We start from the raw sequence: 17,720 nt of genomic DNA, 5'->3' as shown, positions 1-17,720 counted from the left end.
TGAGCGCCCGTCGCATCCTCGCGCGCGACGGGCGTTACTCATAGATTTTCTGCTACTTCCCCCAGCCGATGAACTTGTTCACGAACGTCATGCAACGCATGATTTTCGCCAAAGTCATTCTTATCTCCTCCCTTAATCGGAAAGCGACCGTCCCGCAAGGAGGCGATCGCTTTTTTGCGCATTCATACCGCCGCTTCGCGCTTTTTGAAGAAGGTCTTCAGCGCAGAGTAAATCTCGGCCTTTTCTTTAATGACATAGTACAGGAACTGCTGATGCTCCAGATGCTTGTAGGCCGACATAAGCGTGCTCGACCGGTTGTACTGGTTCACTTCCCCGTAGCCGAAAATGTTCGAACGCTCGAGCAGCTCCTTAATGAGCCGGACGCACCGCTCGTTGTCGCTCGTCAAGTTGTCTCCGTCGGAGAAGTGGAACGGGTAAATGTTGTAAAGCGAAGGAGGATAACGACTGTCGATGATTTCGAGCGCTTTAATATAGGCGGACGAGCAGATCGTGCCGCCGCTTTCCCCGCGGGTAAAGAACTCTTCCTCGGTCACTTCCTTCGCTTCCGTATGGTGCGCGATAAACACGATATCGACCTTCTCGTACTGGTGCCTTAAGAAGCGGCTCATCCAGAAGAAGAAACTTCTCGCGCAATATTTCTCGAAGCTGCCCATACTCCCCGACGTGTCCATCATGGCCAGAATAACGGCGTTATTTTGCGGTTTGACGATTTCTTCCCACGTCTTGAACCGCAAGTCGTCCGGGCTGATGCCGCCGATCTCGGCGCGCCCGTCCCGCGAATTGCGCCGCAGGTTCTCGAGAATCGTCCGTTTCTTATCGATGTTGCTCATAATGCCTTTGCGCCGGACGTCGGTGAACCGCACGTCTTTTACTTCGATCTGCTGCTTGTCTTTCTTCTTCAGATAGGGCAGTTCGAGCTCCTCGAATAGCATTGTCTCCAGCTCTGCGATCGAAATTTCGGCTTCGACGACATCGTCTCCCGGCTCCGAGCCTGCCCCTTCTCCTTTGCCGTTGGCGGGCTTCGGATCGACGCCGAGCACATCTCCAACCTGGCTGTCGCCGTCCCCTTGGCCGACGTGTTTTTTCTTGTTCGTATTGTAAATAAAATGATATTCGTCGAGACTGCGAATCGGAATTTTAATAATTTGGCGCCCATCGGACATGACGATATTCTCTTCCGAGACAAGATCGGGCAAATTCTGCTTGATTGCGTCGCGGACTTTTTGCTGGTGACGGGCTTGGTCCTGATAGCCTTTGCGATGCAGCGACCAGTCTTCCCGGGATAAAATAAACGACGGCTGATTCATGGGCAACCCCCTATCGCTTTATTTTTGAAAGGATGTATTAAACAATATATTCAGCCGCGATCAAACGATGTGCGCAATAAGGAAGGTCGGACATGCACATTTTCGCGTTGCCAAAATCCGCTAGGGCGTGTCTGCTAACTCCGAGGGCAGCAAATTTTGCCGAATTTTCGTTCCATGCAAGGAACTTTTGTGAATGCGTACTGGGGCTACGTTAAGCAAAAGTGACGCAGCAGGGGGAGAAAAGGCGGTGAAAGGTGCCACTGAGTGAGTTGGCAGACACGCCCTAGTTCCCTAATTCGGTTTCAATCGATTAATATAGATGAGATAGATAGTTTATTGTCGTTATAGGGGGATGGTGCCTCATGAAATTTATACATACTGCGGATTGGCATCTAGGCAAGCTTGTGCAAGGCGTCAGCATGACAGAGGATCAACGTTATGTGCTTACGCAATTGGTACAAACGGTGGAAGCGGAAAAGCCGGATATGGTTGTAGTCGCGGGAGATTTGTATGACCGGGCGATTCCGCCGACGGAGGCGGCTTTGCTGCTGGACGAGCTGTTCGAGCGGATCGTCATTGGCTTGAATACGCCGGTGCTCGCGATTTCCGGCAATCATGACAGCCCGGACAGATTGTCTTTTGGCACGGAGATCATGAAGTCGAGAGGTTTGCACCTTGTCGGGCAATTCAAGGCAGAGTGCCAATCGGTTGTGTTTAAGGACGAGCATGGGGATGTATGCTTCCATCTCGTTCCGTTCGCCGATCCGGCGCAAGTTCGTTTCGCGTACGGGGACGAGATGATTAAGTCCCATGACGACGCGATGAAGGCGATTGTAGGACGCATCGAAGAGACGATGGATCCAGCGGCGCGTCATGTGTTCGTCGGCCATGCGTTCGTAACGCCGGGCGCGCGACCGGAAGAAAATACGAGCACGTCTGAGCGGCCGCTTTCGATCGGAGGGGCGGAGTATGTGAACGCGGCGCATTTTGGGAAATTTGCTTACGTTGCGCTTGGCCATCTTCACCAGGCGCACCATGTCGGAGACGAGAAGATTCGTTATTCAGGCTCTCCGCTGAAATATTCGATATCCGAAGAGTCGCACCGTAAAGGGTATTTGATTGTGGAACTCGGCGGCGATGGCGCTGTTACCGTGGAGAAAAGAGATTTCCGGCCGCTGCGAGACATGCGCCGCGTCGCCGCGCCGATCGAGGAAATCGAACGGCATGCGCCGAGCGATGACTATGTGTTCGTAACGCTGCTGAACGATAACCCGGTGTTGTTCCCGATGGAGAAGGTGCGGGCGATATACCCGAACGCTTTGCATGTCGAGCGTCGGATGGCCAGCGCGATAAAGGGGAGCGTGGAAAATGCTGAGGAAGAGCGGGGATCGCCTTCGCGCAGGGATGCCGATCCAGTCGCACTATTTTCTGCTTTTTACGAAGAAGTGAAGGGCATTCCGCTTGCAGAGGACAAACGTGCGCTGTTCGCCGATGAGTTCGCGAAATTGCTTCGCGAGGAAGGAGGCGCCGTATGAAACCGATTCGACTACAGATGACCGCCTTCGGTCCTTATCGCGACACGGAAACGATCGATTTCAGCTTGTTGGAGGATCGCCAGCTGTTCGTCATCTCCGGCAATACGGGCGCGGGGAAGACAACGATATTCGACGCGATCTGTTTCGCGTTATACGGAAGCGCCAGCGGCGAAGATCGCGCCGAAGCGAGAATGTTACGGAGCCACTTCGTGGATGACGACGTACATACAGCAGTCGATTATACGTTCTCGGTCGGGAAGCGGTCGTTCCGCGTGTTCAGGCAACTGGGTCATCGTAAGAAAGGGAATAAGAGCGAAACTCCCGGCAAAGCCGAACTGTACGAGACGACGTCGGGCGAAGACGTTCCGTTCGTCGACCGCTTTATGATCTCGGATGTGAACGCGAAGCTAGAGTCGGTATTAGGCTTGACCCGCGAACAGTTCAGCCAGATCGTTATGCTGCCTCAAGGGGAATTCCGCAAGCTGCTCACGTCCGATACGGAAAATAAAGAAGATATTTTGCGGCGCATTTTCCGGACAGGTTTGTACGAGAAGCTCGAAGAGCGGTTCCAGCAGCGGAATCGGGAGCTGATGGAGGCGTTAAAGCAAGCGAAAGCGACGCAGGACGCTTATACGGCTCAGGCGCGGGAAACGTTACCGAATCGCGAGGATAGCAAGCTTAGGGCGGTGCTCGAGCAGGAATATGTTGCGATGGCGCAGGTGGAAGAAGGGCTCGCCGAGGAAATCTCGTTTTACGGTGAACGTGAAGCTGCGGCGGCTCATGCGAGAGATGAGATAGCCGGGCGGTTAAATATCCAGGAAGCCGCGCTGCGCGAAGCGCTTGCACTTGCCGGCCGATTCACGCAGCTTGGGGAGAAACGGGGGCAGCGCTTGGAGTCGGAAGCGCGCGAACCCGAAGTACGCGCATTGGAACAAGCCGTCCAGCTCGCTGGACAGGCGGCTAGAATCGAGCCTTACGAGGAGCAAGCGTCGCAAGCGGAACGGGACCACGCGGCGAAAACCGCCCGACTAGCAGCGAAGCGCGAGGAGGCGGCAGCGGCCGAGCGTGCGTTTGTAGCGGAGCAAGCAGCTTACGCCGTAGAAGAAGCGCGCGAGCCCGAGCGGCAGCAAGCGGCGCAGCGGCTGCGGGAGTTGGCGGATCTGGAGCCGACTGTTCGTACGTTGGAGGAACGCCGCAGTGAAGCGGAGAGGCTGGCGGCCGAAGAGCGGCAGATAGGGGCCAATCTCGAAGCTAGCGAGCGCGAACTGGCGAAGTTGCGCGAGGATAAACGCGGAGACAGCGAGAAGTTGAAGGCGCTGGAGGCGGATGAGCGGCTTCGTCCCGAGACGGAGCGCAAGTTCGAACGCGTGAAGATCAAATATCGGCTCGTAAAGGAGCTGCTCGAGCTTGATGGGCGAGCGGAAGCTTTCGCCAAGGCGGAGGCGGAAAGCGCGAAGGCGGCCGCTGCATTAAAGGCAGCGCACGACGAATTGGAGTCGCGATGGTTGGAAGGGCAAGCCGGCTTATTGGCGGCGCACCTCCATGACGGCGCGCCGTGCCCGGTATGCGGCAGCGCGGAGCATCCCGCGAAGGCGGCATCGGTCGCCGATGTGCCAACGAAGGAGGCTTTGCAGTCGGCGAAGGAGCGGTTGCGCCAAGCCGAGCAGACGCTGAGCGAAGCGAAGGCGCAGGCGGCCGCCGCGTCGGCCGGCAAAGACGGACGCGCGGATGAGCGGGCGGAGTACGGCGTGACGGCGGAGCCGTTCGCGGCGCAGCTTGCCGCAGCCGAGGCGGAAGGCAAGCGGCTGCGGGTGGAGACGGAGCGGCTTACGCGGCAGTCGGAGCAATTGCAGCCGCTCCGCGAGAAGATCGAGCGGATGGAGCAGGCGCTCGAGCAGGCGCAAGCGGCTAAAGACCGGTTGATGGAACGTAGGCAGGTACTGGCTGCGGAACTGATCGCGAAGAAGACGCTGCTAGATAGCGAGCTAAACCGTATCCCGGAGGTGCTGCGAACGCCGGACAAGCTTGCCGCGCGTATCGGAGAGCAGGAAGGGCTGCAGCGTCGTCTCGTCGAAGCTTGGCAGGAAGTGCAGCGGCGGTTGCAAGCAACGCAAGCACGTCTCGTTGAAGAGCGGACGAATGTCGCGCAGCTAAGTGCGCAGCTTGAGGAAGAAGCGGTGCGGGCGAATCAGGCGAAGCTGAAGTTCGCTGAGGAGCTGGCGTCCGCCGGCTTCGCCTCAGCGGATGCTTACGCGGCGGTAAAGATGAGCGTCGAGCGCAGAGAGGAGCTGCGGAGGCAGATCGAGGCGCATCGGGCGAATGCCGCGGCGCTGAGACAGCAAGTCGAGGAATTGGAGCGCGAGTTGGCGAACCGGGCACAGCCGGATCTGGAGTCGGCTCACACGGCGATTGCCGAGACGAAAGCGGCGCTTGAGACCGCTTCGGCGGAGCAAATCACCGCTCGTCGACATAAGGAAGAGGCGGAACGCTTATCGTCCGCGATCGCACGGACGGTTGGGCAATTCCGCGAACTGGAGCGCGAGCAGCAGCAAGTCGCCGACGTCTACCAGATGCTCAAGGGGGACAACGCGCTCAAAATTTCGTTCGAACGCTATATTCTGATCGAGTACTTGGAACAAATATTGAGTGCGGCCAACGTGCGCCTGAACGATCTGTCGAACGGCCAGTTTCTGCTGCAACGCAGCGATCGGCTGGAGACACGAGGCAAGCAGAGCGGGCTAGGATTGGACGTCTATGACGCGTACACCGGGCAGAATCGGGACGTGAAGACGATGTCCGGCGGCGAGAAGTTTAACGCATCGCTCTGCCTCGCGCTTGGAATGACGGACGTCATACAGTCCTATCAAGGCGGCGTCTCCATCGAGATGATGTTCATCGACGAAGGCTTCGGCTCGCTCGACGAAGATTCGCTGAATAAAGCGATCGCTACGCTTGCCGACTTGCAGCGGTCGGGCCGGATGATCGGCGTCATCTCGCACGTGCAGGAACTGAAAGCGGCATTCCCCGCCGTCCTAGAAGTGAGCAAGACGAAGGAAGGGTACAGCCGTACGGCGTTTGTGCTGAAATAAAAGAAAGCCGTCTCTCTGCGTCCCGCTATGGATGTGGGCGACGGCTTTTTTTTCTACGATCTGATACTAACCAGCCATCCTGCTAACGCACCTTCACCTGCTAACTCTGCTGCCCCGTCGCCACGCACCGCTAATCGCACAAATTCGCTCACCTCGCCGAAATAACGTCGCCGTGCACCTCTAATCGCACAAATTCGCTCACCTCGCCGTAATAATGGCGCCACGCACCGCTAATCGCACAAATTCGCTCACCTCGCCGAAATAATGGCGCCACGCACCGCTAATCGCACAAATTCGCTCACCTCGCCGAAATAACGTCGCCGCGCACCTCTAATCGCTCAAATTCGCTCACCTTGCCGAAATAATGGCGCCACGCACCGCTAATCGCTCCGGCGCTGCCATGACCTTGCGAGAAAACACCACATCATGAACAAGCCGTAAAAGACGAATCGTTCGGCGTGAGCGAGGTTAAGGTGGTTTTGTCGCGCTTGAGTTGCGGAATGCGACGACAGGATGGCCGATATCCTCGCACTCGATCTCTTCAGTTGTTAACTGAGCGAAGGGGATATGGGCAAAAGGGAAGAGATACGACTTCGCCGCTGATGTTCGTAATCCGATCACAGCCCCGGGCGTTGCAGAATTTCTCTTTGTAAGGATTCAAAAGATGAGTCATAATGACTAGTAGAAGATTCGGCACGCAAACTACATTCTCACTATTAGCTGGGGGAGCATCCATGTACAAAGTCATCATCGTCGACGACGAAGCGGTCGTCCGCTTAGGGCTCAAAAATACGATCGATTGGCGCGAACACGGCTTTGAACTCATCGGCGATTATGCGAACGGTCGGGAAGCCTGGGAAGCAATAGAGCTTCAAAAACCGGAGCTTGTCATTTCGGATATTAGCATGCCGTTCATGGACGGGCTGGAGCTTGCCGGTTTAATCGCGGCCCAGTATCCCTATATTAAAATGATCATTCTGACCGGCTTCGACGAGTTCGAATACGCCCAGCAGGCGATTCGGCTGAAAGTGTCGGACTTTATTTTGAAACCGATTACGGCGAAGGAAATGCGCACGTTGCTCGACCGCGTCAAGGCGGAGATGGACGAGGAAACGGAGCGGCGCGAAGATCTCGGCCGGCTCAAGAAACAATTGAATCAGAGCCTGCCATTGCTTAGGGAAAGATTCCTTGAGCGCCTTGTGGCGGTCGGCTTCGGCAAATCGGAAATTACCGATCGTTTCTCGGCGTTCTCCATCCCCGTACCTGTGCCGCTGCAACTCGTCATGGTTGCGGACATCGACGATTTTGGCGATCGAGAGCTGCTTTCGTACGAGCACGACGTCGAATTTTTGCGGTTCGCCGCTTTCGATATTTTCAAAGAAACGTTGGAAAGGGACAACGTCCTCATCTTTCGTACACGCGAAGAGAGGATGGTCGCGATTGTTTCGGGAGAACCGAATGAAAGCTTGCTTTACGAACGGGTATTTTCGATGGCCGAGGAAGTTCGCCACCATATCGAAAAATACTTGAAATTTACGGTGACGATCGGAATCGGCCGCTCGTGCGCCTCTCCGGAGAAGTTGCCGGACGCATACAAGAGCGCATTGTCCGTGCTCGATTACCGATTCCTGCTCGGCAAAAACCGGGTGCTCAGCATTCTCGACTTCGAAGACAAGCCATCAACGTCCATTGCCGCGCCTATGGATTGGGACCGCAAACTCGCTTCGGCGGTGAAGACGGGATCGCTTCAGGAGGCGTATCGGCTCATAGAAGACGGAGTGGCGGAGATGAAGGCGTCTCTGGCGTCGCTCGAGCCTTGTTTGGTTGAAGTGCAGAAGGTAGCCCTGACGCTCATGAATACGATTCAGGAGCTTACGGCCGATTATAAACAATCGCCAATCGATTGGCAGATGAAGCTGATGGACGTGTACCGGTTCAAAACGTTGGACGAGGTCGAGGCGTGGTTAAAAGAAGCGGTGCGTTCCGTTGTCGCCGCAATTTCCGACAGCCGCAACCATTTGACGATTTCCCAAATTCGCAAAGCGGTGGAATATATCGAGACGAATTATATGAACGATAAAATGTCGCTCCAGGATTTATGCCGCCATGTCCTGATGAGCACGAGCTATTTCAGTCTCGTCTTTAAACAACACACGGGGGAGACGTTCATCGAATATTTGACTAGCGTCCGTGTCGGTAAAGCGAAGGAATTGCTCTGCGGCACATCGCTGAAGTTTTACGAAATCGCGGAGAAAGTCGGTTACAAAGACCCGAACTACTTCAGCATTTTATTCAAGAAAAACACGGGGATGACGCCGAAGGAGTACCGAGAGTCATCGGCGAAGGAGCGCGAAGTGTAACATGCAGAAAGAATTCAACCTGCGCCTTCCTTTTTTTCCGCTGAAGAGCATCCAGTCCAGCATCTCGCTCGCGTTCTCGCTATTGATCCTCGCCGCCATTGTCTTGACAAGCCTCGTCAGCTACCGGGTTTCTGTCGATGCGGTGGAAAGTAATTCCAAAGGTTATATTGAAGAAATCATCAAACAAGTCAATATGAATTTGCAGTCCTACGTCGACAACATGGAGAACATCTCGCTGCTGGCGATGACGAACAAAGACGTCAAGTACTATATTTCGGATAACGGTTTCATTAGCTCGGAGGACAGACGGACCTATGAGAAAAGAATATCCGACCTGTTTCAGGCGATCTTGTACACGAGGCAGGACATCTCATCGATTATGGTGTTCGGTTACAACGGACGTTACGTCTCAGATCGGCGTATTACCAACTTGAATCGGTTCGCGAGTTTGGAGCAGCAGTCGTGGTACAAGTCGGCTCAAGCGGCAGGCGGCAAGGCGGTAATATCCGCGCCACACGTGCAGAACGTGATCGAGAACGACTATCGCTGGGTCGTTTCTTTAAGCCGCGAGCTGAAAAGCACGGACGGCATTACGGCCGAAGGCGTTTTCCTCGTCGATCTGAACCTCAGCATTATCAACGACATTTGCAGCAAGATAAATTTGGGGAAAAAGGGTTATCTGTTTATCGTCGACAACGACGGCAATATCGTCTATCACCCGCAACAGCAATTGATCGACAGCAAACTGAGGACGGAGCGGGTCAACGACGTTATCCAAGCGGCTAGCGGCAGTTCGTTCGTAGTTAACGACGGGGAAGGCAAGCGAATTTATTCCGTCCAAGACACGAACTTCGGTTGGAAAATCGCCGGCGTCGCCTACACGAACGATTTGATCGCGAGCCAGAAAGATTTGCGCAACTCGATATTGCTGTACTCGCTGCTCGGCTTGACGATATCGCTGCTGATCTCGATCTGGCTGTCGCACCGGCTCACGAAGCCGATCAAGGTGCTGCAATCGGACATGAAGCAAGTCGAGAAAGGCAACTTTGACATTCAGACGAAAATCGAGCAGATGAACGAGATCGGACAGCTTGGCCGGTCGTTTAACGTGATGGTCACCCGTACGAAACTCCTTATGGAGGAGACGATTCTGAACCAGGAGAGCAAACGCAAGAGCGAGCTGCTGCTCCTTCAGTCGCAAATCAATCCGCACTTCCTGTACAATACGCTCGATTCGATCGTCTGGATGGCTGAGCAGAAACAGCACGAGGAAGTGGTCCTGATGACGTCCGCATTGGCCAAGCTGTTTCGAGCGAGCATTACGAAAGACCAGGAGCTTGTGCCGATCCGGGTGGAAGTCGAGCATATCACGAACTATTTGCTCATTCAGAAAATGCGTTACAACGAAGACCTCGATTACACAATCGACATCGACGAATCGATATGGGGCTACAAAACGTTAAAAATTTTGCTGCAGCCGCTCGTCGAGAACGCGATTTATCACGGCATACGCAAAATGTACGGCAGCGACGACGGCATGATCACGATTCGCGGCAAATTGTCAGGTGATCAGATCGTATTTGAAGTGGAGGACAACGGGCTTGGCATGACGCCGGAGCAGTTGAGCCAACTTCGGCTTGCGAGTGTGAGCGAAGGGGACAAAGGCATCGGAATCCGCAACGTGAATGAGCGGATCAAGCTGTTTTTCGGACATGAATACGGCATTCAAATCCGCAGCGAGATCGAAGTCGGCACTTGCGTGACGATTACGATTCCGAAGCTTGAATAGGAGAGGAAACCGATGCGCAAACATCCATTTACGATCGGGCTCATCGTAGCGCTCCTGTCCATTGCCGTTTATTTGGGCGTGTATTACAGAACGTTTTTTGGCATTTTCGGTTCGCATGGGGAGAAAACGGTTGCGCTCATTATGAAATCGTCCAACGTGCAGCTTGATTTCTGGCAAGCGGTCAACAACGGAGCCGCTGCGGCTGCGAAAGAAATGGGGGCGGAACTCGACGCGCTAGGTCCTCTGACGGAGAACGACGCGGAAAGCCAGATGAGAATTCTCGAGGAGACGATCGCACGTAAGCCCGACGCGATCGTCATCTCGCCGTACAATGACGAGCGCCTCGACAATCTTCTGGCGAAGGCGCGTTCCGCAGGCATTCGTCTGGTTGTCATCGATTCATTGTTCCGTCTGGATCCGTCTCCTGTCGTTGTAACGAACGACTATGTCGAAGCGGGCAAACTCGCCGGCGAATCGGCTGTAGCGCAGACAAAGGGTCATCCGATTGTCGCGGTCATGAGCGATGAGCCGGAGTCAGCCGCCTCCTCCGAGCGGCTAAAGGGTTTGAAGAAGGCGTTGGAGTCGTATAAGGACAGTTGGTATGGCGTGTATTACGCACAGCAATCGGAAGAACGCGCATACAGCATGGCGAAGCAATTACTCGAAGAGGGTCGGCCGCTCAATACTTTCGTCGCAATGGACGAACCGACAACGCTCGGCATCGCCAAACTTCTTCAGGAAAGACGGCTTGAAGGCGTCGTTCGCCTGATCGGTTTTGATAGTTCCGCTTCCGAAGTCGGCTTGCTTGAATCCGGCACGCTTGACGCGGCGATCGTTCAGAAACCGTTTAATATGGGTTATCTAGGCGTGAAGACGGCGCTCAATCTGATCGACGGAAAAAAAGTGCCGCAGGCAACCTACATCGAATCGAACGTCATTACGATGAACAATATGTACACGGCCGAGAATCAGAAGCTTTTGTTCCCTTTCATCGGCAGTAACCGTTAATTCAGGAAGGAGGCGAATCGTATGCCAATGTCCGTCTTCAAGACGCTTCGCCGCGTCGCGATCGGGCTGCTTGTCCCGGTCGTGCTCGCTGCTTGCGCGCGATCGGCCCCGGCGGTCGACGAGACGCCGAAAGAGAAGAGAGCGCTTATTCGCTTTGTCGCGTCCGAGTACAGCACGGAGACGAAGCCGTTGCTAGAGAAACTTGTCAAGGAATTCGAAATCCAAAACCCGCTGATCGACGTCGAGCTGCAAGTGGCCAACTGGGACATTCTCGACGGCATCTACACGACAATGATCAGTAAAAATCAGCCGCCCGATCTGTTGAATACGAATGTGTACGCACACTTCGCGGAAGATGGACTGCTGAACGATTTTAACGATATTTTGTCCCCTGAGCTGGCGAACAAGCTGTATCCGCATTTGATGGGGATGGATCGAATCGAGGGTACGCAGTACGCGATCCCTTATGTCGCGACCATTCGACAGCTTTACTATAACCAGGAACTGTTCGCCAAAGCGGGAATTACATCGCCGCCGCGCACGTGGTCCGAACTGGCCGCAGACGCGCGTAAAGTGAAAGATACCGGTCTTGCGAGCGGTTTTGGCGTCGACTTGACCGATAATGAAACTCAAGCGACTTTGTCTTACGTCTTTTTCGGATCGGGCGGCGGATGGACGAAAAACGGGAAGTGGGCGATCAACTCGCCCGAGAACGTCGAAGGCTTGAAAATGCTTAAAGAACTGTTCGACCAAGGGTTGATGGACCCTGAGCCGACCGTTACGACAAGGGACGAGAAGCAGCGCATTCTGGGCGATGGCGAACTAGGCATGATGATCTCCGGTAACTACTTCGCTTCCGTCGTGCCGAAAGAGTTCCCCGACTTGAAATGGGGCGTTGGGCCGATTCCGGTCAAAGACGGCACGCCGCCAATTACATTCGGCGTACACGACGTTCTTGTCTCTTTCAAGACGGACCATACCGATAAGGCGGCGTTGTCCAAGTTTCTAGACTTCCTCTACGATGACGATTCGTATCGCCAGATGGTTCTGAGGGAGGGGTTCTTGCCGGTAACGAGCACGGTCGGTGATGTGCTGTCAGGGCAAGACGAGGCGATGAAAGCGAACTTGGAGGCGCTCGGCGGCGCGAAGTTTTATCCGTTACAAGAGCCTTCTTGGCAAGCGGTGCTCGACTATGCCCGCAAGCTCGGGGACGCCGTGCTGTACGAGCATTTGACGCCGCAGGCGGCGCTAGACGAACTTCAGCGTTTCGCCGTGTCGAAGAGCGCTGCTTACTTGAAATAAAAGTTTAAAAGCTCGGTTTTCAGCACCGAGAAGGTTGGATGAAGCACGGGAATGAGGAGCGGAGCGTAGGCAAACCTACGTGAGCACCGGAAGTCCCGTGCAGCATTCAAGATTCGACGTCGAATCCGCTCCATTGAATGAGCTTCGTGATCAAAATCGAGCTTTTAAACATCCTTTGAGAAGAAAACAAAGAATTCGTGGAAGATATTCGATAGAGACATTGGCCCTCCCGCTCTATGATGGAATCAAGCGCTAGAGTTCGATCGCAAGAACGAACGAAACGCTTCAGATTCATCATTCGTGGGAGGGTTTGCTTTTATGATCCAAAAGAAAAAGCTAGCAATGCTCGGCGCTGCTTCGCTCGTTGCGGCAGCTACGTTGGCAGGATGCGGTTCCAAAAACAACAGCGCATCGGAATCTCCATCGGCTTCCCCGTCGGCTTCGACTCCTGCGGCAACCGATTCCGCCAGCCCTTCGGCTCCCGCTTCTACGGACAACGCGGTCAAATTGTCGGGTGACTTCGAAATTCAGTATTTCGTTGGCGGCTACGGCGACAAATGGTGGAAAAAAGTCATTGCAGACTTCAAAGCAGCTAACCCGGACTTGAATGTCATCGAATCGGGCGGCCCGAAAATCAACGATCAAATGAAACCCCGCTGGATCGGAGGCAATCCGCCGGATTTCGTGTATATCGACGGCGCAGGCTTGAACGACCGTCAAATGGTCGAAGACGGCCAGTTGGAAGATTTGACGGAATGGATGAAAACGGCCAAAAACATCGACGGCGATCTGATTTCCGATATTTTGGCGCAACCGCCGCAACAGTATGACGGCAAAATTTACAACATCCCGCTCGTACTGAACTCGTGGGGCGTGTTCTGGAACAAAGCGCTGTTTAAGGAAAAAGGCTGGACGGAACCGACCGACTTCCCTTCGTTCCTCGAGTCAAGCGCGAAAATCAAAGAAGCGGGCGTAACGCCGTTTATCCACACCGGCAAATATCCTTACTACATCAACGGTTCGATCCTTTATCCGGCAATCGTATCCGCGAACAACAACGACTACAAAATTTTGCAAGACATGGCGGCGAACAAAGTCGAAGCGTTCCAAAGCCCTGCCGTTCTGACCGCTTTGAACAAAATCGTCGAGCTGCGCGACAAAGGGTTCATCGACAAAGCGTCGATCCAAATTAACCACACCGATTCGCAAATGCTGTTCCTGCAAAACAAAGACGCGTTCATCCCGAACGGCCTCTGGCTTCCGAACGAAATGTCGAAAGACGTACCGCAAGGCTTCGATTTCGGCTTCATCCCGTCGGTTACGCAAGATGCTGGCGGTAAAGTCGTAGCGAACACGTCGACCGCAACGGTCGCAATCGCGAAAAACGGTAAAAACAAGGAAGCGGCTAAAGCGTTCCTGCAGTACATCTTCTCCAAAGCGCAAGCTTCCCAATGGGCTGAGCTGAGCGGCGCGCCTTCCAACATCAAAGGCGACATCTCGAGCTCCAACGCACCGAATTTCGTTAAGGATGCGGCGAAATACTTGACCGATCCGAACACCGTCGTTATCCCGACGATCACGTACAACGCGGACGTCGACAAAGCGATGCAAGACGCAACGGATGCGCTGACGATCAGCAAAATCACTCCTGAACAATGGGTGGAACGCGTCGTCGAAGTCGTGAAAAAAGTAAGCAAATAAAGTTCGAATGAGAGTCGCGAGGAAGGTGATCGAGGCAGACGCCTCGATCATCTTTCGCGAATTTGATCCGGAGGGATGGTAGGGCAGTATGAACTCGGGAACGGCAAAATGGCAACGCAACCTATTTATCGCATCGTTTATCGTCCCTACATTATTATTTTTCTGCGTGTTCACGATTTACCCGGTCATAAAAGGATTGTATTACTCGTTCTACGATTGGTCCGGCGCGTCGAACAATATGACGTTTATCGGTTTTGATAATTTCAAGGACATGTTTCACGATCCGATCGTCTGGAGAGCGGTCGGGAACGATTATTTCCTCGTCGCGGGCAAAGTGATCGGCATTATGATGATCGCGACGTTCTTCGCGGTTGCGCTAACGCGATTCGGCCTTAAGATGGCCGCATTTTTTCGCTCGATTTTCTTCATTCCGAACGTAATTTCCGTCGTCGTTATCGGCGTATTGTGGAACTTCATATACAACCCGCAAATCGGGTTCCTGAACGCGTTCCTCTCCTTGTTCTCGAAGACGCAAGTGACGATTACGTGGCTTGGCTTCACGAGCCATACGATCTGGATGCTGCTGCCTCCGGCGATCTGGGCAGGTATCGGCTTTTACATGATTTTGCTGATCGCGGCCATCCAAGGCATTCCCGCCTCCTATTACGAAGCGGCAGAACTGGAAGGCGCCAACCAGTGGCGTCAATTCACCGGCATTACCGTTCCGCTCATCTGGGAGCAGATTAAAGTATCGGTCTTGAACATCATGATGACGACGCTCAACGGTTCGTTCGTTATCGTCTGGATTATGACGGAGGGCGGACCCGACAATAGCACGCAAGTTATGGGCTCTTACTTGTATCAGATGGCTTTCCGTCAATATCATTTCGGTTATGGAGCGTCCATCGGCTTCATTATCCTGATTTTGTCGTTCATTACGACGATCGTGCTGCAACGGTTAATGCGTCACGATAACGTCGAGATGAGCTAAGGGGGCGACAACATGAATGCGCAATTAAAAAATCCGGTAGCCAAAGTCGTTTTCTATGCTTTTCTCGTCATCTGGAGCATTTCTGTGCTGTATCCACTACTGTGGACACTGCTGGACGCGTTAAAGGATAACCAGCAGTTCTTTTTCAACAAACCTTGGGCGCTCCCGAAAGCACCGTTCCTCTGGTCTAACTTCTCTTACGTGTGGAGCCGATATAATTTTAGCGATTATTTCGTCAACTCCCTCGTCGTTACCGTAGGCTCCACCGCGCTAGGCCTTGTACTATCGGCAACAACGTCTTATGTACTCGCCAGGTACAAGTTCCGCGGGAGCAATGCGCTGTACTTGCTGTACATTGCTTCGATGATGATCCCGTTCGTGCTCGCGCTCATTCCGCTTTTCTTCCTGATGAATTCGATGCACCTCATCAATACGCGGTTCGGCTTGATCATCGTCTATGCTTCCAGCGTGCTCGCGTTCGGCATCTTTGTTCTCGTCGGTTTCTTCAAATCGCTGCCGAAGGAGCTCGAAGAGGCGGCGATCGTAGACGGTGCATCGTATTACGGAACGTTTTTCAAAGTGATGCTTCCTCTGGCGCAGCCGGGACTGATTACGATTGCAATCATCAACATTTTGAACATCTGGAATGAATACATCGTCGGCACGATTCTTGTCAACGATCCGAAAATGTACACACTGCCCGTAGAGATCGGCGTTATGCAGGCGGAGATGCAATACCGTACGGAATGGGGACCGCTGTTCGCGGCGCTGCTTATTACGATCGTTCCCGTACTGCTTATCTATATTTTCTTCCAGCGTCAAATCGCAAGCGGCATTACAGCCGGGGCGGTAAAATAATTCAAGGAAAAGCTACTAGGCAGGAGTTGCTTGTTTTGTCCAAAGACATGCGAAAGTTGCTGATCATGAACACGATCTCTTCGATCGTGGCGATCTACAACGGGATTTTCATCAATCTTTACATCTGGGAGCACGAGCATTCGATCACCGAAGTGTCGCTGTACAACATGTCGATGTTCGTGTTCTGGGGCATTTCGTTCCTGACGGCAACCAAGCTGCTTTCCCGATTTTCCATCCGATTGCCATTGGCGGTTTCCGCGATCTGCGGGGCCGCTGCTTTTGCGTATTTAATGGCTTTCGAGCTCGATAACCGGATGCTGTGGATTGCGTTGTTGGGGCTGCCGGTTGGGGGGATGTTCGGTTTCTCTAGCGCTTCGCAAAATGTCAGTCTGACGCTAAGAGGAAGGGGGGCGGAATTCTCCGCGTACTTCTCCGTCATGATGATCATCTCGCAGGTGCTGGCGATGGCTGTTCCGTTCGCTGCCGCTCAAGTGATCAACGGCTTCGGTTATGCCGGATCGTTCGGGCTTATGTTGTCTTTCGTGGCGCTGATGCTCGGGTTTTCCGCATTTATGCCGAGGATTACGCTAGCCGGCGCAACTGGAGAGCCGCGAGACCCTGAGAGAGGCAAGTTCCGTTTCCGGGCTGCATTCGGTTATCCTGGCTCCAAGTGGATCCTATTGTCAATTCTCGTATCGGGCATTTTCTTGCAGTTCCAGAATTTGTTCACGCTGCTGTTCACTTTTACAGTGACGCAGGACAAATTGCTGATCGCGCTGCTGAACATGCTCTATACGTGCTGCTCGCTGCTTGGATTGCTGTTGTACCGGAAAGTGAAGTCAGTCGACGAAACGAAATGGCTCTGGTTCGGAATGTCGCTGATGGCGGTCGGATTCGTTATCGTGCTATTCCGCGAGCCGGCTGCGCTTATTTTGTCCAACGTGCTCACATCGTTCGGTATGTTCTTTTTCTCTACGGTGTGGAACGCGCAGCAGTTTCGATTTATTCAGCATGCCGAGCCGAATGGCCGTGCTTCGTTCCTCGTTTGGAGGGAATGTACGCTAGTCGTAACGCGTTGCGTGCTGCTGGGTTTAACGTTGCCGCTGAAGAATATGGGGGGAGCGGGGTTTGCTTTCGTGGTTAGCGTTACGATTGTCTGCGTAATGCTCATTCCGTTGTTCCAGCAGCGCGCGATGCGCGCTGCCGGAAAACGACGCTTGTAATTCCTCCGACTTCCTCGATCGAACCTTCGATTGTTCCGCCAACTTACGAATTTCATTTCTTAAATTGTTCATGATTTTGCACGGCTTGTTCATGATTTTGTCCTCGGTTAACGGTATGATAGTAACAGCATGATCGGAAGTTTGTAAGGAGGAGCAGATAATATGAATAAATATGTAAGAATCGGTGCGATCTTCGCGATGCTCGCGGTGGCAATAGGGGCGTTCGGCGCGCATATGCTGAAGGATCAGATCAGTGCGGAGGACTTGGATGTCTACGAAACAGGCGTCCAGTATCACATGTTCCACGCGATCGGATTGCTGGTCATTGGCCTTCTGATGGACAAACTGCCGAACCGCAGGCTTGGCGAATGGGCGGGAAAACTTCTGACGGTCGGCATCGTCCTGTTCTCCGGCAGCCTGTACGCTCTGGCAACGAGCGGGGTGAAAGTGCTCGGAGCGATCACACCGCTTGGAGGCATTGCTTTTATCGCCGGTTGGATATGCGTTGCCGTTGCAGCTGTAAGCCGCAAGTAAGG

At 53.7% G+C, this 17,720-nt stretch carries 13 protein-coding genes; 11 read left to right on the top strand and 2 right to left on the bottom strand.

Annotated features, from left to right (window positions below; translation table 11 throughout):
• Positions 1-38 precede the first annotated feature (38 nt).
• The gene (locus ACFPOF_RS05575; protein WP_378130414.1) at positions 39-182 is read right to left on the bottom strand and encodes a hypothetical protein; all 144 of its coding nucleotides are present in this window, start codon (positions 180-182) and stop codon (positions 39-41) included.
• Positions 183-1,328: a sporulation protein YhbH gene (gene yhbH / locus ACFPOF_RS05570; protein WP_378130412.1), complete on the bottom strand. Its 1,146-nt coding sequence runs from the start codon at positions 1,326-1,328 to the stop codon at positions 183-185.
• A 362-nt stretch (positions 1,329-1,690) separates the two neighbouring features.
• Between yhbH and ACFPOF_RS05565 the strand changes: the two genes are divergently transcribed.
• From ACFPOF_RS05565 to ACFPOF_RS05515, 11 genes are all read left to right on the top strand, one after another.
• Complete coding sequence (locus ACFPOF_RS05565; protein WP_378130410.1) at positions 1,691-2,863, top strand: exonuclease SbcCD subunit D; 1,173 nt, start codon at positions 1,691-1,693, stop codon at positions 2,861-2,863.
• Positions 2,860-5,952: an AAA family ATPase gene (locus ACFPOF_RS05560; protein ID WP_378130408.1), complete on the top strand. Its 3,093-nt coding sequence runs from the start codon at positions 2,860-2,862 to the stop codon at positions 5,950-5,952. The genes ACFPOF_RS05565 and ACFPOF_RS05560 overlap by 4 nt, the downstream gene beginning before the upstream one ends.
• Positions 5,953-6,686: 734 nt before the next feature.
• Positions 6,687-8,312 (top strand): response regulator, encoded by a 1,626-nt coding sequence (locus tag ACFPOF_RS05555; RefSeq protein WP_378130406.1) that lies wholly within the window; start codon positions 6,687-6,689, stop codon positions 8,310-8,312.
• Position 8,313: 1 nt separating this feature from the next.
• Positions 8,314-10,101, top strand: a complete 1,788-nt coding sequence (locus tag ACFPOF_RS05550) for a cache domain-containing sensor histidine kinase (RefSeq protein ID WP_378130404.1) — start codon at positions 8,314-8,316, stop codon at positions 10,099-10,101.
• A 12-nt stretch (positions 10,102-10,113) separates the two neighbouring features.
• Entirely contained in the window at positions 10,114-11,109 is a 996-nt protein-coding gene (locus tag ACFPOF_RS05545; protein ID WP_378130403.1) for a substrate-binding domain-containing protein, read from the top strand.
• A gap of 21 nt (positions 11,110-11,130) precedes the next feature.
• Complete coding sequence (locus ACFPOF_RS05540; RefSeq protein WP_378130401.1) at positions 11,131-12,411, top strand: extracellular solute-binding protein; 1,281 nt, start codon at positions 11,131-11,133, stop codon at positions 12,409-12,411.
• Positions 12,412-12,729: 318 nt separating this feature from the next.
• Positions 12,730-14,112 carry an ABC transporter substrate-binding protein gene (locus ACFPOF_RS05535; RefSeq protein WP_378130399.1) on the top strand — a complete coding sequence of 461 codons (1,383 nt, stop codon included), beginning with the start codon at positions 12,730-12,732 and terminating at the stop codon, positions 14,110-14,112.
• 88 nt (positions 14,113-14,200) lie between these two features.
• Positions 14,201-15,103, top strand: coding sequence for a carbohydrate ABC transporter permease (locus ACFPOF_RS05530; RefSeq protein WP_378130397.1), 903 nt, complete (start codon positions 14,201-14,203; stop codon positions 15,101-15,103).
• 12 nt (positions 15,104-15,115) lie between these two features.
• Entirely contained in the window at positions 15,116-15,961 is an 846-nt protein-coding gene (locus ACFPOF_RS05525; protein WP_378130395.1) for a carbohydrate ABC transporter permease, read from the top strand.
• A gap of 35 nt (positions 15,962-15,996) precedes the next feature.
• On the top strand, positions 15,997-17,184 hold the full coding sequence (locus tag ACFPOF_RS05520; protein ID WP_378130393.1) for an MFS transporter: 1,188 nt from the start codon (positions 15,997-15,999) through the stop codon (positions 17,182-17,184).
• A gap of 162 nt (positions 17,185-17,346) precedes the next feature.
• Positions 17,347-17,718, top strand: coding sequence for a DUF423 domain-containing protein (locus tag ACFPOF_RS05515; RefSeq protein ID WP_378130391.1), 372 nt, complete (start codon positions 17,347-17,349; stop codon positions 17,716-17,718).
• Positions 17,719-17,720: the final 2 nt, after the last annotated feature.

Origin of the sequence: Cohnella soli (genome assembly GCF_042655525.1) — a bacterium.
GTDB classification, from domain to species: domain Bacteria; phylum Bacillota; class Bacilli; order Paenibacillales; family Paenibacillaceae; genus Cohnella; species Cohnella soli.
This window is presented reverse-complemented; position numbering and strand designations above follow the sequence as displayed.

Excerpts from the sequence above, each read along its gene's own strand:
- ACFPOF_RS05575 (WP_378130414.1), bottom strand. The coding sequence starts at position 182 with ATGCGCAAAAAAGCGATCGCCTCCTTGCGGGACGGTCGCTTTCCGATT.
- yhbH (WP_378130412.1), bottom strand. The coding sequence starts at position 1,328 with ATGAATCAGCCGTCGTTTATTTTATCCCGGGAAGACTGGTCGCTGCAT.
- ACFPOF_RS05565 (WP_378130410.1), top strand. The coding sequence starts at position 1,691 with ATGAAATTTATACATACTGCGGATTGGCATCTAGGCAAGCTTGTGCAA.
- ACFPOF_RS05560 (WP_378130408.1), top strand. The coding sequence starts at position 2,860 with ATGAAACCGATTCGACTACAGATGACCGCCTTCGGTCCTTATCGCGAC.
- ACFPOF_RS05555 (WP_378130406.1), top strand. The coding sequence starts at position 6,687 with ATGTACAAAGTCATCATCGTCGACGACGAAGCGGTCGTCCGCTTAGGG.
- ACFPOF_RS05550 (WP_378130404.1), top strand. The coding sequence starts at position 8,314 with ATGCAGAAAGAATTCAACCTGCGCCTTCCTTTTTTTCCGCTGAAGAGC.
- ACFPOF_RS05545 (WP_378130403.1), top strand. The coding sequence starts at position 10,114 with ATGCGCAAACATCCATTTACGATCGGGCTCATCGTAGCGCTCCTGTCC.
- ACFPOF_RS05540 (WP_378130401.1), top strand. The coding sequence starts at position 11,131 with ATGCCAATGTCCGTCTTCAAGACGCTTCGCCGCGTCGCGATCGGGCTG.
- ACFPOF_RS05535 (WP_378130399.1), top strand. The coding sequence starts at position 12,730 with ATGATCCAAAAGAAAAAGCTAGCAATGCTCGGCGCTGCTTCGCTCGTT.
- ACFPOF_RS05530 (WP_378130397.1), top strand. The coding sequence starts at position 14,201 with ATGAACTCGGGAACGGCAAAATGGCAACGCAACCTATTTATCGCATCG.
- ACFPOF_RS05525 (WP_378130395.1), top strand. The coding sequence starts at position 15,116 with ATGAATGCGCAATTAAAAAATCCGGTAGCCAAAGTCGTTTTCTATGCT.
- ACFPOF_RS05515 (WP_378130391.1), top strand. The coding sequence starts at position 17,347 with ATGAATAAATATGTAAGAATCGGTGCGATCTTCGCGATGCTCGCGGTG.